Source organism: Mesorhizobium sp. M0968 (genome assembly GCF_040319065.1).
GTDB lineage: Bacteria > Pseudomonadota > Alphaproteobacteria > Rhizobiales > Rhizobiaceae > Mesorhizobium.
In genome coordinates, this window is record NZ_JAMYNL010000009.1 from 81,141 (window position 1) to 102,197 (window position 21,057).

The following is a 21,057-nucleotide window of genomic DNA, read 5'->3' on the forward strand; positions in this document are numbered from 1 at the left end:
GGAGAAGGAAGAACCCCGGCATGACTCCGCCGCTAACCTGTGCTATGCGCCGCGCTTGATTTCGGGCACGATGCTGTATTCGGCCGCAAATCGCTTATATTGGCGCAACAATGACCCTTACATTCGATCTTACCGCCGAAGGCGCGCGTGACGCGTTGCGCACCCGCACGACGCCTGAAAAGCCGTCGCTGATCGGCTTGACGCGCGCCGAACTCGGGGCCGCCCTCGTCGCCGCCGGCATCGTGCCGGAGCGCCAGGCGAAAATGCGCGCCCAACAGCTCTGGCATTGGATCTATGTGCGCGGCGTTTCCGACTTTGCCGGCATGTTCAATATCTCCAAGGATCTGCGCGCCGCCCTCGACACGCATTTCACCGTTGCCAGGCCCGAGATCGTCGAGGAGCAGATTTCCTCCGACGGAACGCGCAAATGGCTGTTCCGCTTTCCGCCGCGCGGCGCTGGCCGGCCGGTCGAGATCGAGACCGTCTACATTCCCGAAGAAGGCCGCGGCACGCTGTGCATCTCTTCGCAGGTCGGCTGCACGCTGACCTGCTCCTTCTGCCACACCGGCACGCAGAAGCTGGTGCGCAACCTGACGGCGGAGGAAATCCTCGCCCAGCTCTTGACCGCCCGCGACCGGCTCGGCGACTTCCCCGACCGCGATACGCCCGACGGCGCCATCGTGCCGGCCGAGGGCAGGAGAGTGTCCAACGTCGTCATGATGGGCATGGGCGAGCCGCTCTACAATTTCGAGGCGGTGAAGAAGGCGCTGCTGATCGCATCCGACGGCGACGGGCTTTCCCTGTCGAAGAGGCGCATCACGCTGTCGACCTCCGGCGTCGTGCCCGAAATCTTCCGCACCGGCGAGGAGATCGGCGTCATGCTGGCGATCTCGCTGCACGCCACCAATGACGATTTGCGCGATCTCTTGGTGCCCATCAACAAGAAGTATCCGCTGAAGGATCTGATCGCTGCCTGCCGCGCCTATCCAGGCCTGTCGAACGCCAAGCGGATCACCTTCGAATATGTCATGCTGAAGGACGTCAACGATTCCATCGACGACGCCAAGGCGCTGATCAAGCTGCTCAAGGGCATTCCGGCCAAGATCAATCTGATCCCGTTCAACCCGTGGCCGGGCACCAACTACCAGTGCTCGGACTGGGAAACGATCGAGAAATTCGCCGATTACATCAACAATGCCGGCTATGCCTCGCCGATCCGCACGCCGCGCGGCCGCGACATCCTGGCCGCCTGCGGCCAGCTCAAGTCGGACTCCGAGCGCATGCGCAAGGTCGACCGGCTGGCGCTGGAAGCGATGATGATCGCGGGGCATGGCGAGGCGTGAAATACCTCAGGCGATTGGCAGTGACTTTGCTCTGCTACGCCCTGGCTGCCTTCACCATGTCTCTGGTCTTTTTCCTGCTCGATGCACTGATGTGGTGGCGTGTTCCCGCTTTCCTGTCCACTCGAGATAGTTGGTCGCTGTTGCTGCTTGGAGCGATGATCGCAGGCATCTTTGGCGCACCGCTGGCAATCCCGATGGTCATTGCTTCCCAAGTTCTCGAGGCGAGACGCTGGATTCTTTTTGTCGTCGGGGGAGCTTTCGTTGGGACGTGCGTATTTGCGGTCTGGAAACTGCATCCGTCGGCACAGAGGCCACCGGACGTTGACGTGTTGGTGGCCCTAATCATTGCGGGAAGCTTGGCAGGAGCCGTCTATCGCCTGGTCGAGAGCCGGTTCCTGCAAATGCCCGGACAATTCGCGTGAACCGCCTCGTCGCCTATCTGATCCGCTTCGCCGTCATCCTTGTCGGCTACGGCGTTGCTTCGCTGGCGGCAAGCGCCTTCCTTAACGTCATGTTCCTGGCGTCTCTTGGGCTGATAACGGACGAGACGCAACCGGCGGCGCAGGCGGCGCTGTGGTTTTCAATCCCCTTCGTCGCGCTGTTCGTCGCCTATTTCGCCTTCATGCCGGCCGCCATCGCCATCCTCGTCTCCGAGATCCTTGGCCGGCGTGACTGGCTGTTCTATGCGCTGGCGGGCGCAGCGGTGGCGGCGGTCTTCCTTGGCTTCGTCCACCAGACGGCCGATGCCAATTTCGAGGTTACCAATACCAGCGTCATGCTGGCGGTGATCGGCTGCGGCATGGTCGGCGGTATTTTCTACTGGCTGAGCGCCGGGCGCTCGGCCGGAAGCTGGCGTCAGATCGGACGCCCTATTTCGCCTGGGCCGTCAGGATCTTGAGCGCGAAGGCCGAAAAAACTCCGGCAAACAGATAGTCGACGACGCGGGTCACACGCGGGCTGGATTTCATCACGGCCGAGAATTTTTCCGCCGCCAGCACCATCGGCGCCGTTACCGGGATCGCCAGCACGACGAACATCGCGCCGAGGAAGAACAGCTTTCCCGGCGCGTCGGGATCATGCGCGGAGACGAATTGCGGCAGGAAGGTCATGAAGAACAGGATGATCTTCGGGTTGAGCAGATTGACCCCGAGCCCCGCCGCCCAGCTGCGGAACAGCGAGATCTGCGGCCCGCTCTTCTTCTCCGGTGAAAACGCCGACCCTTTTGTGATCGCCTGCCATGCCAGGAAGACCAGATAGCCGGCGCCAAAAATCTTCAGCACGAAGAACGCCATCGGCGAGGCGACGATCAGCGCCGAGACGCCGACCACCACCAGCGTGGTGTGAATCAGCGTGCCGCACAAGGCGCCGGCCATGGAGGCAAAGCCGGTGGCACGGCCCTGGCTCAGCGTGCGCGAGACGAACAGCGTCATGTCAGGCCCGGGCGTGATCGCCAGGATGAAGGTGGCGATGGAGAACTGGATAAGCGTCGTACTGTCGGGGATGAAGGACATGGCTCGTCTCGTAGCGGCAAAAGACGGCGCAGCCATAGCGCAAGAGCCGTGTCCTCGCCAGCCTCTTGGAGATGAAGCATCTGGTCCAGGCATCGTTCGTCCCTTGCGCTGGCCTAAAACGCCGTGATACCTCGCCCGCGAAGAACCCCTGTCGCGGAACTGCCCACCATGTCGAAAGCAAAAGCCGTCAAGAAAGTCGTGCTCGCCTATTCCGGCGGCCTTGATACCTCGATCATCCTGAAATGGCTGCAGACCGAGCTCGGCGCCGAGGTCGTCACCTTCACCGCCGATCTAGGCCAGGGTGGCGAGCTGGAGCCGGCCAGGCGCAAGGCCGAGATGATGGGCATCAAGGACATCCGCATCGTCGATGTCCGCGAGGAGTTCGTATCCGATTTCGTCTTTCCGATGTTCCGCGCCAACGCCGTCTATGAAGGCACCTATCTGCTCGGCACCTCGATCGCTCGGCCGCTGATTTCGAAACATCTTGTCGAGATCGCAAAAGAGACCGGCGCCGATGCCATCGCGCATGGCGCCACCGGCAAGGGTAACGACCAGGTTCGTTTCGAGCTCTCAGCCTATGCGCTCAACCCCGACATCAAGGTTATCGCGCCCTGGCGCGACTGGTCGTTCAAGTCGCGCACCGATCTCATCAATTTCGCCGAGCAGCACCAGATCCCGGTGCCGAAGGACAAGAAGGGCGACGCGCCGTTTTCCGTCGACGCTAACCTGCTGCACTCCTCCTCCGAGGGCAAGGTGCTGGAGGACCCGTGGAGCGAGCCGCCGGAATTCGTCCACCAGCGCACCATCTCGCCGATGGATGCGCCGGATGAGGTCACCGAGATCGAGATCGAATTCCTCAAGGGCGATCCGATCGCGCTCGACGGCAAGAAACTCTCGCCGGCGACGATGCTGGCGGCGCTGAACGATCTCGGCCGGGACAACGGCATCGGCAGGCTCGACCTGGTCGAGAACCGTTTCGTCGGCATGAAATCGCGCGGCGTTTACGAGACCCCCGGCGGCACCATCCTGATCGCCGCCCATCGGGCGATCGAATCGATCACGCTCGACCGTGGTGCGGCCCACCTCAAGGACGAGTTCATGCCGCGCTACGCCGAGCTGATCTACAACGGCTTCTGGTTCGCGCCCGAGCGGCTGATGCTGCAGGCGATGATCGACAAGAGCCAGGAAGACGTCGAAGGCACGGTGCGGCTGAAGCTCTACAAGGGCAACGTCATTGTCACCGGCCGCAAGTCGAGGAAGACGCTCTATTCCGACGCGCTGGTCACCTTCGAGGACGACCGCGGCGCCTACGACCAGAAGGATGCAGAAGGTTTCATCCGCCTCAACGCGCTGAGGCTGCGGACACTGGCGGCGCGCAATCGCAAGAGTTGATATTCCCAACAGGCCCAATGCTTAGATGAGTTAGGAACCCGGTGAGGACACCGGGTTTTATTTGGCGTCTCTAATATAATAGAAGCCGCGATTTCAGATCGTTTCCTGTTTGACCTTTCCGTGATTTGATCTTACTTCTCGTGCGGGTCGGAGGGCTTTGACAGTGAAAAACAGACTTTTTCTTCTGCTTGCGGCGGTGGCCGTCTTTACCGCGGGTCAGTCCACGCAAGTCCCGGCGGGGCAAACATCCAAGGTCCATACTTGCAAAAGTTTTGACGGCCCCTTCCAGATTCCCGCTTCCCAGAAATGCCCGTTGAGCGGCTACGCGCAGGGTCCCAGAGTCCCGACGGTCATCGGGGACAAGCCAAAAGCGGCTACCCCGGCGCCGCGGAATTCCAAATTCCGTACCTGCAAAAGTTTTGACGGCCCCTTCCAGATTCCCATTTCCCAGAAATGCCCGTTGAGCGGCTACGTGCATTATTGAGCGTGATGTGCCCAGGCGCTTGGCCACGCTTGGAGCTGGTTTCCTGCCCACGTTGGCTGTCCTGGCGAACTTGGCCGTCGCCAAAGCCAACGATGCCCCCCCTCCCTTGACCTTCCCGCGCTGGTCGAGTGCAGGGCTGACGTTCCGACCTATAGTGGTTTTGCCCTTTGGCTGAGCGACCGCCCCGATACGCCCGCAAAGCTCGGCTGGAACGACGTTTCTTCCGGCAATCCTTTCCTCAAGCAATATGAATTGCCGGCCCCGCTTCGCGTATTCGGGCGCGAAACGGCGTCCGTCGTCTTTGCCGCGACCGGGCCGATGCCGGTTCTCGACGGCGTTTCCGCACCGGACCTTGCCCGCGAACTCGGCATCGCACCCGAACTCGCGCCACCGGACAAATTCCTTGGTGAGAACGTGCTCGCCGGCTGCTCCTACGCGCTCAACGTGAAATAGAAAGCCCGAGGCTTGGCAGGGCTTTCTGTCGAATAGAGCAATTCCAGGAAAAGTGTGAAACGGTTTTCCGTCCGGAATTGCGTTAAAACAAAGCTCTAGAGGGCCCTGTCAGTCGGCATCGATCGCCGTGGCCATGCGGGCGATGGCCTGTTGATAGACGCTCGCGGAATTCCAGCCAGCGATTGCGCCCATATTCGCCTGCGCGCTCGCGCCGGCCCGCCAACCATGACTCTTGAGGAAGTTGGCGGTGGAAGCCAACGCAGTGCTCTTGTCGCGCAGATTTTTGTTTCCGACACCATACGTCAAAACATTTCCGGGCAGGAACTGCGTGTGGCCAATCTCGCCGTGCGCGGCACCGACCGACGAGGCGCTCAACGCTCCGCGATCAACCAGCTTCAGGGCCGCAATGGCATGCGGGTAGAAGAACTCCGGACGGCGACAGTCATAGGCCAGCGTTAAAATGGCGGAGACCGTATTCTGGTTGCCCATGGCGGAACCGAAGCCGGTCTCCATGCCCCAGATGGCGAGCAACACGCCCGGCGACACGCCGTAATTCCGTTCGATCTTGTCGAACAGCGCAGCATTGGCCTTCTTCAGCGCACGGCCCCTGGCAATGATCGCGGACGCGCCACGGCGCTTCATGAAAGCTTCCACCGAGCCGCTGAAAGCCTTATGGATGGCGCGGTCGACGGAGATCGTCTTTGTCGCGTAGGTTGCGCGAGCCAGAGCGGCCAGACCCTTCGAGCCGACACCGTCGGCCTTCGCCTCCGCGGCGAACTCCGGTTTCCATGCCTCGAAGCCGGCGCCGCTCTTGCCACAGCTGGCCGCCGCCTGCGCGCCCGTCGCCAGCGCAAGCACCGCCACCACCGTGGCCACTACAAACATCTTCCCCTTGGCAAGAAATGCCATGCTGCTCTCCTGGTTGCCTGAATCACGTTCCCAATTGCGAACTTGCCTGCGAAACACCTGCTTGTCACTGCCCCGGCGCCACGCCGATGCACTCAATACAGCAGGAACCTCAAATCCACCACACTGGCGGACGCCCGGGAATTTGCCTACGATCAAGTAATTATTGTGGCGGGACAGAATAAGCATGGAAGACCTTGATGTCGTGATCATCGGCGGGGCGCTGAGCGGTTTGTATGCTATGCGGCGGCGCGGCCCGGCCACTCGCAAGCGCGCCACGCTGATGCAGCCCGTGGCGGAAAAGATCTTCTTCGCCGGCGAGCATTTGGCCTGTCCGCTGATGCAGACCTGCGGCGGCGCCAGATTGTCGGGCGAGGCAGTGGCCAAGGAGGTCGTCGCCCAGCTTGCGGCAAAATAGCATCTGCCGGCAGGAACGTCGGCAGCTGACAGGCGTTTGGCGTTCTCCTGCTCGTATCGTCCTCCGCATTTCGAATGATTTGAGACGCCAATGAAGCTTTTCGACTGCCCGCAGTGCGGCCACCGTCTCTATTTCGAGAACGCGCAATGCCTGAACTGCGCCAGCCTCGTGCTCTACGATCCCGAGCATGCGCGCTTCGCGCTGTCCGGGGCCGAGGTCTTCCATTGCACCAATGCCGACGAATGCGCCTGCAACTGGATGGCGGAGCCCGGCCACGCCTTCTGCCGCGCCTGTGCGCTGAACCAGCTGATCCCGGATCTGTCGGTCGACGGCAATCGCCGCCGCTGGATCCGTGTCGAGGCGGCAAAGAAGCGTGCCGTCTATTCGCTGCTCGCCTTCGGCCTGCCGGTCGCACCCAAGCAGGACGTTGGCGACGAGATCGGTCTCGCTTTCGATTTTCTTGCCGATCCGATCGGCGGCGGTCCGGGCGGCGAGCGTATCCTGACCGGTCATGACAACGGCCGGATCACGCTCAACGTCGCCGAGGCGGATTCGGCAGAGCGCGAACGGCGGCGCGTCGAGATGGGCGAGAACTACCGCACGCTGCTCGGCCATTTCCGCCATGAGCTCGGCCATTATTACTGGGACCGCCTGATCCGCGACGATTTGCAAAAGCTTGCCGGTTTTCGCGCTTTGTTCGGCGACGAGCGCGCCGGCTACGAACAGGCGCTGAAGACCTATTATGCCGATGGCGCGCCGCCCGACTGGCAGCAGCGCCATATCTCGGCCTATGCGACGTCGCACCCATGGGAGGACTGGGCCGAGACATGGGCGCATCACATGCACATCACGGACACGCTGGAGATGGTGCATGCCCTGAATTTCCCGCTCGGCCGGCTGGAAACCGTTGAAGCCAACGAGCTGCCGCGCGCCGATACCGGCGGCAAGTTGCAGCCGGCACCATCGGAACCCGCCGCCAGCCCAGAGCCCTTCGAAAGGATTCTCGACCGCTGGCTGGTGCTGTCGGAGGCGTCCAACTCGATCAACCGCTGCATGGGCCTGCCCGATCTCTATCCCTTCGTCATCTCGGACGTGGCGGCGCAAAAACTTGCTTTTGTTCACGAGCTTTTGACCGACCTGCCGAAAACGACTGGAACAAATCGTGAGCCGGCCGAAGCCTTTTAGCCGGAACGCATGCGGCTTTGCTTCGTTTTCCGTGCCAAGGGACTGTGAAACGGAGAGAAGACCATGAAACGCATATTGTTTCCGGCGGTGGCCGGAGCGCTCATGGCGATGTCGGGCTCTGCCTTGGCCGACACCGCCGTCTCGGCCATCACTGATCTCAATGTACGCGCCGGCCCCGGCCCGCAATATCCGGTGATCGGCGTGCTTGCGGCCGGCCAGTCGGCGACGCTCGACGGCTGCATCGCCAACAGCAAATGGTGCACCATCGCCGAGGCTAACGGCCAGGGCTGGGTCTATTCCGACTATGTGACGGCCGATTTCGGCGGCAGCCGTGTGGTCCTGACACAGCGTCCGGCCAGCGCCGACATTGCCGTCGTGACGCCGCCCGCCGATAGCGTCGAGTATTCCGACAGCTATACCGGAGCAATCGTCGCCGGCGAGGCGATCGAGCCTATCCGGAGACCGCCGGCCGAGATCCGTACCTATGTACGTACGCATCGGCTCGATCCGGTCTATCTCGAGGGCGAGGTGGTGACGGGCGCGACGTTGCCTGACACCGTCGAGCTGCGCGAGATTCCGGACTATGATTACCGGTACGTCTATGTGAACGGCCAGCCGGCACTGGTCGATCCGGGCAGCCGGCGTATCGTGTACGTCGTGCGCTGACGATACAAACAGGGCGGTCGCCCTGTAATGGCGGCCGCTCGCACTCCCGACATTGCCACAAGCCGGTATTGCCGCTGCAATACCGGTTTCCACATTGGGGCCGATGTTCTAGACCTTGCGAGCCGAAGCACCAGCCAGCGAGCCCGCGTGACGATCGACCCAACCGCCTTCCAACAGTACCGGCAGACCGCCAACAACAAGACCACTTTGCCGCGGCTTCTGCTTGGAGCGGTGGTCGTCATCCTGTTCTGGCTCGGAACCACAGCCGCCGTGCTGTTCGGCGGCACCTATGCCTTTGCCGTTTGGCAGGCATCGTCTGGCACCGCCCCGCCAGGTGGGGGAGCGGTGCAGGATTTCATGGCCTCTCCTGCAGGCATCCTTGCGGCGCTGGCTTCATTTGCCGGAATCTGGCTCGGCCTTTGGGCTGCCATGCGCTGGATCCATCGCGAGAAGCTGACAGCCCTGATTGGCGTCAGCCGGCGCATTTCTTGGTCGGGGGTCCTGAAAGGACTGACCGCGGTGCTGATCACCTCGCTGCTTTCCGAGATCCTGCTTTATGGTTTGCAGCCCGACATCGCGCGCGGCGCGATCGGCCTGTCCGCGTGGCTTTTGTTCCTGATCCCGATCGCCGCCCTGACCTTTCTGCAAACGTCGTCGGAGGAGATGCTGTTTCGCGGTTATCTGCTCAGGGGCCTGGCGAGCCGGTTCCAGAACCCTTTCATCTGGGCGCTGCTGCCGGGATTGCTGTTCACCTCCCTGCACTGGAGCCCAGGTTCAAGCGCTGCCATCAATGCCTGCGTGCTGGCCTCGATCGCCGCCTTTGCGCTGCTGCTGACGCTTCTGGTCTATGCAACCGGCAATCTCGGTGCCGGCTTTGGCGCCCATCTCGGCAACAATCTGACCGGCTTCCTGCTGATTTCGCACCAGCAAAGCTATAATTCCTTCGCCCTGTTCAACGCCAAGCCGCTCGAAGCCGCGGGCTGGACGACTTCAGACGCCGTCCTCATCGCTTCGATCGGCATCGTCAGCAGCCTGTTGACCGTTCTGCTGCTTTTACATCCGCGCTCACCGCTGAAGGTCGAGCCGGATATGGCGCGCGCCGGCAGCGTGCGCTGATGTGCATTGCCTGGTCGTCCTGAGCTATTTGACGCAAAGCTTGACCAAAGCTTGACTCTGCGGCCGATTTCCTGTCTACACGCCGCGAATTCCGCGACGAGTATTCCTCCGAGCAAACCGACCGGGACGCCGAAACCTCTTTGAGGTGAAGTGCTGTAAATCGATCCCGGAGGCCAACACCCGGCAGCGCTGTGCGCCCCCGGGTGCTTTTTGGCTTTGGGCTTTGCCCGGACCGGCTTTTGCTTGGACAGTTGGCGCGAACGCATTACCTCTCGGGCATCATCCGGGTGCCAGGGAAAAGGAAAAAGAATGTTTGAATCGCTACAGGAACGCACAAGAGGCGTGGAGGGCCTTCGGCCCGACAGGGGTCAAAATGAATCCAAGGCGCTGTCGCGCGGCGGGTTGACCAATGTTTGAGTCCCTGCAAGAGCGCCTTGGTTCGATCCTGAACGGCCTCACCGGCCGCGGCGCCTTGTCGGAGGCCGATGTCTCGGCGGCGTTGCGCGAGGTGCGCCGTGCGTTGCTCGAGGCCGACGTGGCGCTGGAAGTTGTGCGTTCCTTCACCGACAAGGTGCGCGAGAAGGCCGTCGGCGCCGCCGTGGTCAAGTCGATCAAGCCCGGCCAGATGGTCGTCAAGATCGTCCATGACGAACTGGTCGAGATGCTCGGCGCCGAGGGCGTCGCCATCGACCTCAATGCACCGGCTCCGGTCGTCATCATGATGATCGGCTTGCAGGGTTCGGGCAAGACGACGACCTCGGCCAAGATCGCCAGGCGCCTCACCGACCGTCAAAACAAGAAGGTTTTGATGGCCTCGCTCGACACGCGGCGTCCCGCCGCGCAAGAGCAGCTCCGCCAGCTCGGCGAGCAGGTCAAGGTCGCCACATTGCCGATCGTCGCCGGCCAGACGCCGGTCGATATCGCCCGCCGCGCCGTGCAGGCGGCCAAGCTCGGCGGCCATGACGTCGTCATCCTCGATACCGCCGGCCGCACCCATATCGACGAGCCGTTGATGGTCGAGATGGCCGACATCAAGAAGATGTCGTCGCCGCACGAGATCCTGCTGGTCGCCGATTCGCTGACCGGCCAGGACGCCGTCAATCTGGCAAAAAGCTTCGACGAGCGCGTCGGCATCACCGGCCTCGTGCTGACCCGCATGGACGGCGACGGCCGCGGTGGTGCGGCGCTCTCGATGCGCGCCGTCACCGGCAAGCCGATCAAGCTGATCGGCACCGGCGAAAAAATGGACGCGCTGGAGGAATTCCACCCCAAGCGCATCGCCGACCGCATCCTCGGCATGGGCGACATCGTCAGCCTCGTCGAAAAGGCGGCCGAGAACATCGACGCCGAGCAGGCGGCGGCGATGGCCAGGAAGATGCAGTCGGGCAAGTTCGACCTGAACGACCTCGCCGGCCAGCTTCAGCAAATGTCGAAAATGGGTGGCATGGGCGGCATCATGGGCATGATGCCCGGCATGGGCAAGATGAAGGACCAGATGGCCGCCGCCGGTCTCGACGACAAGATGTTCGGCCGCCAGCTCGCCATCATCTCGTCGATGACCAAGACCGAGCGCGCCAACCCCGATATTCTGAAGCACTCGCGCAAGAAGCGCATCGCCGCCGGCTCGGGTACCGACGCGGCCGAAATCAACAAACTGTTAAAGATGCATCGCGGCATGGCCGACATGATGAAGGCGATGGGCGGCAAGGGCAAAGGCGGCGGCCTGATGCGCGGCATGATGGGCGGCCTCGCTTCCAAGATGGGGCTCGGCGGCATGATGCCTGGCGGCCCAGGCGGTCCCGGAGGCGGCATGATGGGCGGCGGCATGCCGGACCTCTCCAAGATGGACCCCAAGCAGCTCGAAGCCTTGCAGAAGCAGGCGCAGGCCGCCGGGCTCGGCGGCATGAAGGGCCTGCCCGGTGGTCTTCCCGGTGGCGGTGGCCTGCCTGGGCTGCCCGGCGGCATGAAACTTCCCGGCCTGCCGGGCGGTGGCGGGCTGCCAATGCTTGGCAAGAATGGCCTCGGCAAGAAGAAGTGAGGGCGCCATGAACGAAGAGAAGGACATGGCGGACGCGCGTGCGGCGCTGGCCAATTATCGCGCCTCTATTGACAATATCGACGCGGCGCTGATCCACATGCTGGCCGAGCGCTTCCGCTGCACCAAGGCAGTCGGCGTGCTGAAGGCGGAACATGGCCTGCCGCCTGCCGACCCGGCGCGCGAGCAGGAGCAGATCGCCCGTCTTCGCCAACTGGCGAAGGACGCCCATCTCGACCCGGATTTCGCGGAGAAATTCCTGAACTTCGTCGTCCGCGAAGTGATCCGCCATCACGAGCAGATCGCCGCATCCAACGGCGTGACGAAAACCGGCTGAGGACCAGCCACCAACCGATCAACCAGATCAGAGCTTTTAGGAGAAAAGAAATGCCACTGAAAATCCGATTGGCCCGTGCGGGCTCGAAGAAGCGTCCCTATTACCATGTCGTCGTCGCCGACGCGCGTTCGCCGCGCGACGGCCGTTTCATCGAGTCGCTCGGCTCGTGGAATCCGCTGCTGCCCAAGGACGGCGAACGCGTCAAGGTCGACGCCGAGCGCGTCAAGCATTGGCTGTCGCATGGCGCCCAGCCGACCGACCGCGTGCTGCGCTTCCTCGATGAAGCCGGCATCGCCAAGCGCGAAGCCCGCTCCAACCCGAAGAAGGCCGAGCCCGGCAAGAAGGCGCAGGAGCGCGCAGCCTTGCTGAAGAAGGCGCAGGAAGATGCCGCCGCGGCCGTTGTCGCCGCTGCAGCCGCGCCGGCCGAGGCGGAAGCCGCCAGTGCCGAATAAATCATCTCCACAACCACGAAACGGCGGGCCCTGCCCGCCGTTTTGCTATTACATCCATATGATGCGGCCCGATCAATAGCCTTCCGGGCAACTCGCAACGTAGACACGACCGTTACGATCGCGATAACGGCATTGGCCGCTTTCGCTGGCACGGCCGATCAGCGCACCGGCCAAAGCGCCGGCCGCACCGCCGATCACCGCGCCCTTGGTCGGGTTGCCGGCCACAGCAGCGCCGACCGCCGCACCGCCCAGGCCACCAACTGCCGCGCCTTGCTCAGTACGGGAGCAGGCACCGAGCGGCACCAGCAGGGCCATCAAGATCATCACCTTTTTCATTGTCGTTCCTCTCCAACAGGGTGCCGTCCTCGCCGCTGCACCCCCTAACTCGCAACCAGGCGATTTGATCCAAAGAAGAAGATCGGCTGCCGCCCGGCGGCGCTCAATTTGATCCAAAGAGTAGAAAGGCGGCGGCAGACCGCGCCCGCTCTGGCGGCCTGGCCACCATCGAGCGGCTTTCGATGTCGCGCTACTGGCTGAACGGGAATAACGCGCGCACCCTTGGATCGCGCAGATACAGGCCACCCCAGAGGACGGCGCCGAGATAGACGCCGAACAGTATGTGCGAGAACAAAGGGCTGCCGATACGCACATGCGTGGCGACGGCGCCGCCGAGATAAGCGGTGAGCAGGATGGCGCCGAGCACCGAGGTGCGTGGCAGCGCGTAAAGCGCTGTCGAGACCAATCCAATGGTGCCGAGCATACGCGAGACATTGGCATCGGCCGGCCAGCCGAGCTGCACCATGGTCTGGGTGACGATTTCGAGCGGCGGTAGCTTGATGACGCCGTCGAAGATCATGAACAGCACGACTACGGCGCTGAGCACGCGGCCGGCCCACAAGGCACGCGATGAGACGGGTGCTGCCTGAGACATGGTCATTGATGTTCCCTCCGGTCGTTGTGAGCACTGGCTCTCCGCCAGCTCGAACCAAGGACGCGGCCCATGACGGCGATCCGACATGCCTCCAATTCTTTTCACTCCAGGGGCGAACCTTGGGTGTGTACGTTCAGTCAGCAACGAACCTGGCCAAGTCCACCTTGCGGGGTGAGGTGGAGGGCGTTATTGAAAATCCGTAGAGGTGTCTTCCGAGCGCGCGACGGCAGCAGCAGCCTGATCGCACAGCGAAAGCAACCGATGGCCGGAGAGACCGACCTGAAACAGTTGCTGGCGGCAATGACGCCGGAATTGCTTGCCGGCGTTCATGTCTTCACCACGTTGCCACCCCATGCGCCCGTTCCCGACAGGCTCCACCCGGTGATGCTATTTCGCGAGCGCGAGGGCACGACGCTGATCGTGCTTGAAGACCATGCCAAGGCCGCTGGACTGAAAACCGTGTTCCGCTGCCGGATGCTGACGCTGAACATCCATTCGTCGCTGGAAGCGGTCGGCTTCCTCGCCGCCATCACCGCGCGGCTGGCCACCGCCGGCATCGGCGTCAATCCGGTCTCGGCCTTCTACCACGATCACCTGTTCGTGCCCGCCGACCGGGCGGAGGAGGCGCTGGAGTTGCTGTTGGACCTAGCGGAGGAGAACCGGCTGTGACACCGGCGCCTTGCTGCCTATTTGAGACGCCTGCGCTGCCCCTCATACGCCTGCCGGAACCTTCTCCCCGTGAACGGCGAGAAGGGCGCAAACGGCCGAAGGCCGAGCCCGCGACTGCGGGCCGCCGGCCTTCCGGCGCCCCCGCGGAGGCCAGCCGCGTAGCGGCGATACGGCCTTGAGCGAAACAACCGCCGAAGGCCGAGCCTGCGACCGCAGGCCGCCGGTCGTCCGGCGCCCCCGCGGAGGCCAGCCGCGACAGCAGCGATACGGCCGTGAGAGAAAAAGCAAGCTGAGCAAAAATCGCGGCCGAAGGCCGAGCCTGCGACCGCAGGCCGCCGGTCGTCCGGCGCCCCCGCGGAGGCCAGCCGCGCTAGCGGCGATACGGCCGTGAGCGAACTATGCCGCCTTCTTCTTCGGCTGGATCAGCCCGCGCTCGACCAGCAGTTCGGCGATCTGCACCGCATTGAGTGCCGCGCCCTTGCGCAGATTGTCGGAGACGATCCACATCGACAGGCCGTTGTCGATGGTCGAGTCCTCGCGGATACGCGAGATGAAGGTGGCGTCCTCGCCGGCCGATTCCAGCGGCGTGATGTAGCCGCCGTCCTCGCGCTTGTCGATGACCTGGCAGCCCGGCGCCTCGCGCAGGATCTCGCGCGCCTCATCGGCGGTGATCGGCTTCTCGAACTCGATGTTGACCGCTTCCGAATGGCCGATGAACACCGGCACGCGCACGCAGGTCGCCGTCAGCTTGATCTTCGGGTCGAGCATCTTCTTGGTCTCGGCCACCATCTTCCACTCTTCCTTGGTGAAGCCGTCGTCGAGGAAGACGTCGATATGCGGGATGACGTTGAAGGCGATACGCTTGGTGAACTTCTTGATGTCGACCTGGTCGGCGACGAACACCGCGCGCGTCTGCGTGAACAATTCGTCCATGCCTTCCTTGCCGGCGCCGGAGACCGACTGGTAGGTGGCGACGACGACGCGCTTGATGGTGGCCGCGTCATGCAGCGGCTTCAGCGCCACGACCAGCTGCGCCGTCGAGCAGTTCGGGTTGGCAATGATGTTCTTGCGCGTGAACAGCGAGATCGCATCCGGGTTCACTTCCGGAACGATCAGCGGCACGTCCTGGTCGTAGCGGAAGGCCGACGAATTGTCGATGACGACGCAGCCCTGCTTGCCGATCTTCGGCGACCATTCCTTGGAGACGTTGCCGCCGGCCGACATGATGCAGATGTCGGTGTCGGAAAAATCATATTGGTCGAGCGCCCTGACCTTCAGCGTGCGGTCGCCGAACGACACTTCCGTGCCCTGGCTGCGCCGCGAGGCCAGCGCCACCACCTCGCTCACCGGAAAGCCGCGTTCCTCCAGTATGTTGAGCATTTCCCGGCCCACATTGCCCGTGGCGCCGACGATCGCAACCTTGAAACTCATCGAAATCTCCTGTCCCTCTCCGCTCGGTTTCTGGAGAAAACCCGCCGGCCGATGCGGGTTTCAACCCCCGGGCCGGACCCGGGAGGGGTGGTTAGGCCAAGGGAATCAGACCGTTTTGGTGGTCGTTTTGCCGGTTTTTTTGAGCAAGAACGTGATTTTGCTGGAACGAGGAGACGCAGCGACGCGCCCGGCCCAATGGTTCGCATTGGGGCCGGGGATGTCGAAGGCAGAAAGCGCCATCAAAAGGCCGCGCATCGAAAACTATCCCGTTCGGTGCCGGCTTTTACGCGGTTTACGTCTAGAGTCAATCGCAAGCAGGCCGACCCGCCCGCCCTGTACAATGACGGCGGCACCAAGTACGAACGAGCATCGTCTGGCTCGTGGCGCCCGTCTGTGGCGCATGCCGACATTTGACCCGTCGCCGGGTATTCAGAATCCGAATTTCGAAAGAGCAAGATGTCCAACTTCGAAGCTATTGTTCCCGCGCTGGCAAAGGCGCTGGAAAAACGCGGCTATGTCGAGCTGACGCCGGTGCAGAACGCCGTTCTCGAGCTTGGCCAGGCCGATGCGCTGGTTTCGGCCCAGACCGGCTCCGGCAAGACCGTCGCCTTCGGTCTGGCTTTGGCGCCGACCCTTCTCGATGGCGCGGAGCGCTTTTCCCACGCGGCGGCACCCCTGGCGCTGGCCGTGGCGCCGACGCGGGAGTTGGCCCTGCAAGTAACGCGCGAGCTGGAATGGCTCTACGAACTGACCGGCGCCACGGTGGCGTCCTGCGTCGGCGGCATGGACATGCGCACCGAACGGCGCGTGCTGGAGCGCGGCGCCCATATCGTCGTGGGCACGCCCGGCCGCCTGCGCGATCACATCACCCGCAATTCGCTCGACATGTCGGCGCTCAAGGCAGTGGTGCTCGACGAGGCCGACGAGATGCTCGATCTCGGCTTTCGCGAGGATCTGGAATTCATCCTCGATGCCGCACCCGCCGATCGCCGCACGCTGATGTTTTCCGCGACCGTGCCGCGCTCCATCGCCACGCTGGCCAAGGGCTACCAGCGCGATGCTGTGCGCATCTCGGCCTCCGGCGAGGAAAAGCAGCATCTCGACATCGAATACCGGGCGCTGAGCGTCGCCCAGGCGGACCGCGAAAACGCCATCATCAACGTGCTTCGCTACTACGAGGCCAAGAATGCATTGGTGTTCTGCAACACCCGCGCCGCCGTCAACCATCTGACGGCGCGCTTCAACAATCGCAACTTTTCCGTCGTGGCGCTGTCCGGCGAGCTTAGCCAGAACGAGCGCAGCCACGCGCTGCAGGCGATGCGCGACGGCCGCGCCAAGGTCTGCATCGCCACCGACGTCGCGGCACGCGGCATCGACTTGCCCAATCTCGAGCTGGTGATCCATGCCGACCTGCCGACCAACCCGGAGACGCTCCTGCACCGAAGCGGACGCACGGGTCGTGCGGGACGCAAGGGCGTCAGCGCGCTGATCGTGCCCAACAATGCCCGCCGGCGCACCGAGCGGCTGCTGCAAAGTGCCGGCCTTGCGGCAACCTGGGCGAGCCCGCCGTCGGCCGACGACGTGATACGGCGCGACGATGAGCGCATTCTCGCTGATCCGGTCTTCAGCGAGCCTATGAAGGATGAGGAGCGCGGCTTCGTCGAGGTGCTTCTCGATCAGCACGGGCCCGAACAGGTTGCCGCCGCCTTCGTGCGAATGTGCCGCTCCAGCCACTCGGCGCCGGAGGATCTTCTCGACGTGGCACCGTTCACGCCGTCGGCCGAAAAATTTGCGCGCCGGGATGAGGCACCGAGCCGCCGCGACGATTTCGGCGACAGCGTCTGGTTCTCGCTGTCGGTCGGACGCCGGCAGAATGCCGAGCCACGCTGGCTGATCCCGATGCTGTGCCGGACAGGCGGCATTTCCAAGCGCGAGATCGGCGCCATCAAGATGCAGCCGGAGGAAACCTTCGTGCAGATCGCGGCGGACTGGGCCGAGCGTTTCCTCGCTGCGATCGGCCCCGACCGCAAGCTGCAGGGCAACATTGCGGTCAAGCGGCTGGATGGCACGCCGGATTTGTCGCGGGCCGGCTACCAGGAACCACGACCCGACAAGAAGCCGCACCGCGGCAAGCGCACCTTCGATCAGAACACGCCCAAATTCGAGAAGCGCGCACCGGCCGACCAGCGCCCGGCATTCGAGGCGAAGCCCTGGGCCGGGAAACCGGCCAAGGCGAAGTTCGAAGGCGGACCTGCGAAACACAAGAAATCGAAGAAACGGCCGGGGTAAATAGCCAGCACTCTCCATTTCCGCACGCCCCTTGCGGTCTGCCGGAACTTTGCACAGTCTGGGGCGGGGAAATGGGGGTGGGCAGGACATGCGCGGCGAAGTTCTTCATTACGACGAAGACCAGGGTTTCGGCTTCATCACCGGAGCCGACGGCAACCGCTACACTTTGGCGCGCGAAGATTTGCGCCGCGAAGCATCGGTTGCCGGAGGTACGACCGTCGAATTCCAGCCGGCTGGCGGACGGGCACGCGATGTTTTTTCGATCCGCGCCCAACCTGCCAGTGCGCCCGCCGACGCCTCCACTGCAACCGCCGCCCCAACTCAGGCCGGCAATGCGCCCGCGGCACGTCAGCCGCAACATTTCGGCCGTTCCGCTGAACAAAGTCCGGCCGAATCGGCTGGCCTGTGGAGCTACTTCTGGTGGGGTCTGACCGAGAATTACTTCAACTTCGCCGGCCGTGCCCGCCGCAAGGAGTATTGGGGCTATTGTCTGTTCTGGACGATCGCGCTGATCGTGGTCATAGGACTCGGCGTCTTTATCGACGACGCCATGGGCAATCTCGACAACAGTGAATTGCCGGCAGTGACGGTCGGCCTTTCCGGTCTCTTCCTGCTGGCGACAGCCCTGCCGTGGTTCGGGCTCAACGTGCGTCGCCTGCACGATACCGGCCTGACCGGCTGGCTCTTTCTGCTTTTCCTGGTCCCGACCTTCGGCAGCCTGATCATCCTGGTCTTTGCGCTGATCCCGACGCAGCCGCGCGAAAACCAGTGGGGTCCGGTGCCGGAGGGGATCAAGACCGCATAACCTCACCTGAGCTGGTTCTGCTAAAGCTGCTTGTGTTCGCTCAAGGCGATGCGTTCGATGATCTTGAAGTCCTTCGCGAAATGACCACGAAGGGTCTTCTTGTGGGTCTGGATCGTTTCCGTCCCGACAACCTCGAATGTAGACCCTTCATAGGCGATTTCGCAGTCGACCACCCTATCCGGCCAAAGCCAGATCAAGAGACACAACTCGTATTGATCGGGAATGACTTCTAGCAGGTAGAGATCGCTCTTTTCGACCTGATATCGGTCGCAGATGAACTGCAGCAATGGCGCGAGGTGTTGATCGCCGCGAAACTCAGCCTGGCGTTGGTGCTCGCCGAGAAGATCCCTTTCAATGGCGCGCTGCACCTCACCCATACACCTGTCACCCCAGAAACTTGGCGATGATCGCGTCGCCCATCTCGGTCGTGCCGACCTCGGTCATCCCCGGCGAATGAATATCCCTGGTGCGCAAGCCCTGATCGAGCACGGCGGCGATCGCGCCTTCCAGCCGGTCGGCCTCTTCAACCATGCCGAAGGAATAGCGCATGCACATGGCGAAGGAGGCGATCATGGCGATCGGATTGGCGATACCCTTGCCGGCGATGTCGGGCGCCGAGCCGTGCACCGGCTCGTAGAGCGCCTTGCGCTTTTTCGTCTTCGCATCCGGCGCGCCGAGCGAGGCCGACGGCAGCATGCCGATCGAGCCGGTCAGCATGGCGGCGATGTCGGACAGCATGTCGCCGAACAGATTGTCGGTGACGATGACGTCGAACTGCTTCGGCCAGCGCACCAGCTGCATGCCGCCGGCATCGGCCAACATGTGATCGAGCTTGACGTCGGCATACCTGGCCTTGTGCGTCTGGGTGACGACCTCGTTCCACAGCACGCCCGACTTCATCACATTGCGCTTTTCCATCGAGGTGACGTGGTTCTTGCGCGTGCGTGCCAATTCGAAGGCAACGCCCGAAATGCGCTCGATCTCGAACGTATCGTATATTTGGGTGTCGATGCCGCGCTTCTGGCCGTTGCCGAGGTCGATGATCTGCTTAGGCTCGCCGAAATAGACGCCGCCGGTGAGCTCGCGCACGATCAGGATATCGAGCCCCTCGACCACCTCCTGCTTCAGCGAGGAGGACGCCGCCAGCGCCGGATAGCAGATTGCCGGCCTGAGATTGGCAAACAGCTCCATGTCCTTGCGCAGCCGCAGCAGACCCGCCTCCGGGCGCACCTCGTAAGGCACGGCATCCCATTTCGGCCCGCCGACGGCGCCGAACAGCACCGCGTCAGCCGCCATTGCCTTGGCCATGTCGGCATCGGAAATTGCCGCGCCATGTGCGTCGTAAGCGCAACCGCCGACAAGGCCCTCGTCGGTGGCGAAATCGCTGCCGAGGCTGTCGTTCATGCCGGCGATCAATTTCTTCACCTCGGCCATCGCCTCGGGGCCGATACCGTCGCCGGCAAGCAGGAGAAGATTTTTCGAAGCCATGAGAACCGTCCTGATTGTGTCGTGAGCCGCGGCCTTGCTAAACGCCAAGCGGCCGGCGCGCAAGCCTGCGGTTCAGAGCATCGGACCCAAAAGTGGAAACCGGTTTTGGGAAAATCCGATGCTCAAGACAAAATGCCTAGAGATGCGAAAGGATATTGACCAGCCTGCCGAACGGGTCGCGTACGAAGAAGCGACGCACGCCCCAGGGTTCGTCCGCCGGACCGTATTCGATGGCAAAGCCGGCCGTCCTCATGCTTTCAAGCGCGGCATCGACGTCGTCGACTTCGATAGAGATGTCCGGCACCGGCGTTCCTGATCCCCCTTCGGCCATGAAACTGACCTGCACGGACATCGTCTCTTGCGAGCCGTAGGTAGCGATCCAGCCCATATCCATCTTGAGATCGAGGCCGAGCACATCCTGATAGAAGGGTTTTGCCGCCGCGATATCCTGCGTGTCTATGTTTGCAACGATGCGCCTGACCTTCGCCATGGGCCGATCCTCGTGCTAACCGTGTCGTTTTCGCAACCGTGACAGGCATCAGGCTGTGCGCCGCAGCGCCGTCACCTCGATCTCGATCTTCATCTCCGGCTTGTTGAGCTGACACACGATCATCGTTGCCGCCGGCCTGATCTCGCCAAAGGCCTCGCCGAGGATCGGGAACACCACATCCACGAAAGCCGCATCGGTAATATAGTAATGTGCCCGCACCACATCGGCCATCTCGAAGCCGCCGTCCCCGAGCGCCTTGGCGATCGTCGCCAAGCAATTGCGCGTTTGTGCCTCTACGGTCTCCGGCATCGACATGGTCGCATAATCGTAGCCGGTCGTTCCGGACACGAAACACCAGTCGCCCTGCACCACGGCGCGCGAATAGCCGGCGGTCTTCTCGAAGGGCGAACCGGTGGAGATCAGTTTTCGCATGGCTTCCTCGCAGTGGTTGCGGCCATCCTGAAGGTATAGGGTCCACCCGGCCATGGGCCAGAGGCAACCGATTGTTGTTACGACGTGGAAGCGCAGACCTTGGAGATTGGCCAGAACATCTCTCCAGTCGTCATCCTGGGGCGAAGCAAGGAGCGAAGCGACGCGGCGCAGACCCCAGGATCCATGCCGTGACATCCGAGCGACACAACGGTTCAGAATTCTGT

The 21,057-nt window shown here is 62.9% G+C and carries 25 protein-coding genes; 15 read left to right on the top strand and 10 right to left on the bottom strand.

Features of this window, described 5'->3' with window-relative positions; genetic code table 11:
* The first annotated feature begins 110 nt into the window (after nt 1-110).
* The 3 genes from rlmN to NKH67_RS18050 are packed head-to-tail and all read left to right on the top strand — an operon-like array spanning nt 111 to nt 2,241.
* Nucleotides 111-1,343, top strand: coding sequence for a dual-specificity RNA methyltransferase RlmN (gene rlmN / locus NKH67_RS18040; RefSeq protein ID WP_352470833.1), 1,233 nt, complete (start codon nt 111-113; stop codon nt 1,341-1,343).
* Nucleotides 1,340-1,765 carry a hypothetical protein gene (locus NKH67_RS18045; protein ID WP_352470834.1) on the top strand — a complete coding sequence of 142 codons (426 nt, stop codon included), beginning with the start codon at nt 1,340-1,342 and terminating at the stop codon, nt 1,763-1,765. Before rlmN ends, NKH67_RS18045 begins: the two co-directional genes overlap by 4 nt.
* Nucleotides 1,762-2,241, top strand: coding sequence for a hypothetical protein (locus NKH67_RS18050; RefSeq protein WP_352470835.1), 480 nt, complete (start codon nt 1,762-1,764; stop codon nt 2,239-2,241). The genes NKH67_RS18045 and NKH67_RS18050 overlap by 4 nt, the downstream gene beginning before the upstream one ends.
* Here the strand turns inward: NKH67_RS18050 and NKH67_RS18055 are convergent.
* Nucleotides 2,213-2,854 (bottom strand): LysE family translocator, encoded by a 642-nt coding sequence (locus NKH67_RS18055; RefSeq protein WP_352470836.1) that lies wholly within the window; start codon nt 2,852-2,854, stop codon nt 2,213-2,215. The genes NKH67_RS18050 and NKH67_RS18055 overlap by 29 nt on opposite strands.
* A 168-nt stretch (nt 2,855-3,022) precedes the next feature.
* On the opposite strand from NKH67_RS18055, the gene NKH67_RS18060 reads away from it, so the two are divergent.
* Together NKH67_RS18060 and NKH67_RS18065 are read left to right on the top strand one after the other, a co-directional pair.
* A complete protein-coding gene (locus NKH67_RS18060) occupies nt 3,023-4,246 on the top strand; it encodes an argininosuccinate synthase (RefSeq protein WP_352500814.1) in 1,224 nt (407 codons plus the stop codon).
* Between the two features lie 736 nt (nt 4,247-4,982).
* Nucleotides 4,983-5,183, top strand: coding sequence for a hypothetical protein (locus NKH67_RS18065; protein ID WP_352470838.1), 201 nt, complete (start codon nt 4,983-4,985; stop codon nt 5,181-5,183).
* Nucleotides 5,184-5,291: 108 nt separating this feature from the next.
* On the opposite strand, the gene NKH67_RS18070 is transcribed toward NKH67_RS18065, so the two are convergent.
* Entirely contained in the window at nt 5,292-6,092 is an 801-nt protein-coding gene (locus tag NKH67_RS18070; RefSeq protein WP_352470839.1) for a lytic murein transglycosylase, read from the bottom strand.
* Between the two features lie 184 nt (nt 6,093-6,276).
* Here NKH67_RS18070 and NKH67_RS18075 point away from each other — a divergent pair, with 184 nt between their 5' ends.
* From NKH67_RS18075 to rpsP, 7 genes are all read left to right on the top strand, one after another.
* The gene (locus NKH67_RS18075; RefSeq protein WP_352470840.1) at nt 6,277-6,507 is read left to right on the top strand and encodes a hypothetical protein; all 231 of its coding nucleotides are present in this window, start codon (nt 6,277-6,279) and stop codon (nt 6,505-6,507) included.
* 90 nt (nt 6,508-6,597) lie between these two features.
* Nucleotides 6,598-7,692, top strand: a complete 1,095-nt coding sequence (locus tag NKH67_RS18080) for a zinc-binding metallopeptidase family protein (protein WP_352470841.1) — start codon at nt 6,598-6,600, stop codon at nt 7,690-7,692.
* 63 nt (nt 7,693-7,755) lie between these two features.
* Entirely contained in the window at nt 7,756-8,358 is a 603-nt protein-coding gene (locus NKH67_RS18085) for a DUF1236 domain-containing protein (protein ID WP_352470842.1), read from the top strand.
* Between the two features lie 147 nt (nt 8,359-8,505).
* Complete coding sequence (locus tag NKH67_RS18090; protein ID WP_352470843.1) at nt 8,506-9,474, top strand: CPBP family intramembrane glutamic endopeptidase; 969 nt, start codon at nt 8,506-8,508, stop codon at nt 9,472-9,474.
* A 409-nt stretch (nt 9,475-9,883) separates the two neighbouring features.
* Nucleotides 9,884-11,512, top strand: coding sequence for a signal recognition particle protein (gene ffh, locus NKH67_RS18095; protein WP_352470844.1), 1,629 nt, complete (start codon nt 9,884-9,886; stop codon nt 11,510-11,512).
* Between the two features lie 7 nt (nt 11,513-11,519).
* Nucleotides 11,520-11,846, top strand: a complete 327-nt coding sequence (locus NKH67_RS18100; protein WP_254817890.1) for a chorismate mutase — start codon at nt 11,520-11,522, stop codon at nt 11,844-11,846.
* Between the two features lie 50 nt (nt 11,847-11,896).
* Nucleotides 11,897-12,298 (top strand): 30S ribosomal protein S16, encoded by a 402-nt coding sequence (gene rpsP / locus NKH67_RS18105; RefSeq protein WP_352470845.1) that lies wholly within the window; start codon nt 11,897-11,899, stop codon nt 12,296-12,298.
* A 72-nt stretch (nt 12,299-12,370) separates the two neighbouring features.
* On the opposite strand, the gene NKH67_RS18110 is transcribed toward rpsP, so the two are convergent.
* Together NKH67_RS18110 and NKH67_RS18115 are read right to left on the bottom strand one after the other, a co-directional pair.
* Nucleotides 12,371-12,634 (bottom strand): YMGG-like glycine zipper-containing protein, encoded by a 264-nt coding sequence (locus NKH67_RS18110; RefSeq protein ID WP_023680734.1) that lies wholly within the window; start codon nt 12,632-12,634, stop codon nt 12,371-12,373.
* Between the two features lie 190 nt (nt 12,635-12,824).
* Nucleotides 12,825-13,235 (bottom strand): DoxX family protein, encoded by a 411-nt coding sequence (locus NKH67_RS18115; RefSeq protein WP_352470846.1) that lies wholly within the window; start codon nt 13,233-13,235, stop codon nt 12,825-12,827.
* 255 nt (nt 13,236-13,490) lie between these two features.
* Here NKH67_RS18115 and NKH67_RS18120 point away from each other — a divergent pair, with 255 nt between their 5' ends.
* A complete protein-coding gene (locus tag NKH67_RS18120; RefSeq protein ID WP_352470915.1) occupies nt 13,491-13,898 on the top strand; it encodes an ACT domain-containing protein in 408 nt (135 codons plus the stop codon).
* Nucleotides 13,899-14,294: 396 nt separating this feature from the next.
* On the opposite strand, the gene NKH67_RS18125 is transcribed toward NKH67_RS18120, so the two are convergent.
* Together NKH67_RS18125 and NKH67_RS18130 are read right to left on the bottom strand one after the other, a co-directional pair.
* On the bottom strand, nt 14,295-15,329 hold the full coding sequence (locus NKH67_RS18125; RefSeq protein WP_352470847.1) for an aspartate-semialdehyde dehydrogenase: 1,035 nt from the start codon (nt 15,327-15,329) through the stop codon (nt 14,295-14,297).
* 105 nt (nt 15,330-15,434) lie between these two features.
* Nucleotides 15,435-15,584 (bottom strand): hypothetical protein, encoded by a 150-nt coding sequence (locus tag NKH67_RS18130; protein ID WP_352450216.1) that lies wholly within the window; start codon nt 15,582-15,584, stop codon nt 15,435-15,437.
* Nucleotides 15,585-15,785: 201 nt separating this feature from the next.
* On the opposite strand from NKH67_RS18130, the gene NKH67_RS18135 reads away from it, so the two are divergent.
* Both NKH67_RS18135 and NKH67_RS18140 read left to right on the top strand, forming a co-directional pair.
* Entirely contained in the window at nt 15,786-17,618 is a 1,833-nt protein-coding gene (locus tag NKH67_RS18135; RefSeq protein ID WP_352470848.1) for a DEAD/DEAH box helicase, read from the top strand.
* 88 nt (nt 17,619-17,706) lie between these two features.
* Nucleotides 17,707-18,423, top strand: a complete 717-nt coding sequence (locus NKH67_RS18140; RefSeq protein ID WP_352470849.1) for a DUF805 domain-containing protein — start codon at nt 17,707-17,709, stop codon at nt 18,421-18,423.
* Between the two features lie 20 nt (nt 18,424-18,443).
* Here NKH67_RS18140 and NKH67_RS18145 read toward each other — a convergent pair whose 3' ends face one another.
* The 4 genes from NKH67_RS18145 to NKH67_RS18160 form a co-directional block, all read right to left on the bottom strand.
* On the bottom strand, nt 18,444-18,800 hold the full coding sequence (locus NKH67_RS18145) for a hypothetical protein (protein WP_352470850.1): 357 nt from the start codon (nt 18,798-18,800) through the stop codon (nt 18,444-18,446).
* A gap of 7 nt (nt 18,801-18,807) precedes the next feature.
* On the bottom strand, nt 18,808-19,911 hold the full coding sequence (gene leuB / locus NKH67_RS18150) for a 3-isopropylmalate dehydrogenase (RefSeq protein ID WP_352470851.1): 1,104 nt from the start codon (nt 19,909-19,911) through the stop codon (nt 18,808-18,810).
* Between the two features lie 136 nt (nt 19,912-20,047).
* Nucleotides 20,048-20,401, bottom strand: coding sequence for a VOC family protein (locus NKH67_RS18155; RefSeq protein ID WP_352470852.1), 354 nt, complete (start codon nt 20,399-20,401; stop codon nt 20,048-20,050).
* 48 nt (nt 20,402-20,449) lie between these two features.
* The gene (locus NKH67_RS18160) at nt 20,450-20,833 is read right to left on the bottom strand and encodes a RidA family protein (protein ID WP_352470853.1); all 384 of its coding nucleotides are present in this window, start codon (nt 20,831-20,833) and stop codon (nt 20,450-20,452) included.
* Between the last annotated feature and the right edge of the window lie 224 nt (nt 20,834-21,057).

What these genes read in the sequence shown, in the direction of transcription:
- NKH67_RS18100 (WP_254817890.1), top strand. Translation starts at nt 11,520, where the DNA reads ATGAACGAAGAGAAGGACATGGCGGACGCGCGTGCGGCGCTGGCCAAT.
- rlmN (WP_352470833.1), top strand. Translation starts at nt 111, where the DNA reads ATGACCCTTACATTCGATCTTACCGCCGAAGGCGCGCGTGACGCGTTG.
- NKH67_RS18120 (WP_352470915.1), top strand. Translation starts at nt 13,491, where the DNA reads ATGGCCGGAGAGACCGACCTGAAACAGTTGCTGGCGGCAATGACGCCG.
- ffh (WP_352470844.1), top strand. Translation starts at nt 9,884, where the DNA reads ATGTTTGAGTCCCTGCAAGAGCGCCTTGGTTCGATCCTGAACGGCCTC.
- NKH67_RS18060 (WP_352500814.1), top strand. Translation starts at nt 3,023, where the DNA reads ATGTCGAAAGCAAAAGCCGTCAAGAAAGTCGTGCTCGCCTATTCCGGC.
- NKH67_RS18140 (WP_352470849.1), top strand. Translation starts at nt 17,707, where the DNA reads ATGCGCGGCGAAGTTCTTCATTACGACGAAGACCAGGGTTTCGGCTTC.
- leuB (WP_352470851.1), bottom strand. Translation starts at nt 19,911, where the DNA reads ATGGCTTCGAAAAATCTTCTCCTGCTTGCCGGCGACGGTATCGGCCCC.
- NKH67_RS18055 (WP_352470836.1), bottom strand. Translation starts at nt 2,854, where the DNA reads ATGTCCTTCATCCCCGACAGTACGACGCTTATCCAGTTCTCCATCGCC.
- NKH67_RS18075 (WP_352470840.1), top strand. Translation starts at nt 6,277, where the DNA reads ATGGAAGACCTTGATGTCGTGATCATCGGCGGGGCGCTGAGCGGTTTG.
- NKH67_RS18145 (WP_352470850.1), bottom strand. Translation starts at nt 18,800, where the DNA reads ATGGGTGAGGTGCAGCGCGCCATTGAAAGGGATCTTCTCGGCGAGCAC.
- NKH67_RS18160 (WP_352470853.1), bottom strand. Translation starts at nt 20,833, where the DNA reads ATGCGAAAACTGATCTCCACCGGTTCGCCCTTCGAGAAGACCGCCGGC.
- NKH67_RS18115 (WP_352470846.1), bottom strand. Translation starts at nt 13,235, where the DNA reads ATGACCATGTCTCAGGCAGCACCCGTCTCATCGCGTGCCTTGTGGGCC.
- rpsP (WP_352470845.1), top strand. Translation starts at nt 11,897, where the DNA reads ATGCCACTGAAAATCCGATTGGCCCGTGCGGGCTCGAAGAAGCGTCCC.
- NKH67_RS18130 (WP_352450216.1), bottom strand. Translation starts at nt 15,584, where the DNA reads ATGCGCGGCCTTTTGATGGCGCTTTCTGCCTTCGACATCCCCGGCCCC.
- NKH67_RS18135 (WP_352470848.1), top strand. Translation starts at nt 15,786, where the DNA reads ATGTCCAACTTCGAAGCTATTGTTCCCGCGCTGGCAAAGGCGCTGGAA.
- NKH67_RS18085 (WP_352470842.1), top strand. Translation starts at nt 7,756, where the DNA reads ATGAAACGCATATTGTTTCCGGCGGTGGCCGGAGCGCTCATGGCGATG.
- NKH67_RS18155 (WP_352470852.1), bottom strand. Translation starts at nt 20,401, where the DNA reads ATGGCGAAGGTCAGGCGCATCGTTGCAAACATAGACACGCAGGATATC.
- NKH67_RS18110 (WP_023680734.1), bottom strand. Translation starts at nt 12,634, where the DNA reads ATGAAAAAGGTGATGATCTTGATGGCCCTGCTGGTGCCGCTCGGTGCC.
- NKH67_RS18070 (WP_352470839.1), bottom strand. Translation starts at nt 6,092, where the DNA reads ATGGCATTTCTTGCCAAGGGGAAGATGTTTGTAGTGGCCACGGTGGTG.
- NKH67_RS18080 (WP_352470841.1), top strand. Translation starts at nt 6,598, where the DNA reads ATGAAGCTTTTCGACTGCCCGCAGTGCGGCCACCGTCTCTATTTCGAG.
- NKH67_RS18125 (WP_352470847.1), bottom strand. Translation starts at nt 15,329, where the DNA reads ATGAGTTTCAAGGTTGCGATCGTCGGCGCCACGGGCAATGTGGGCCGG.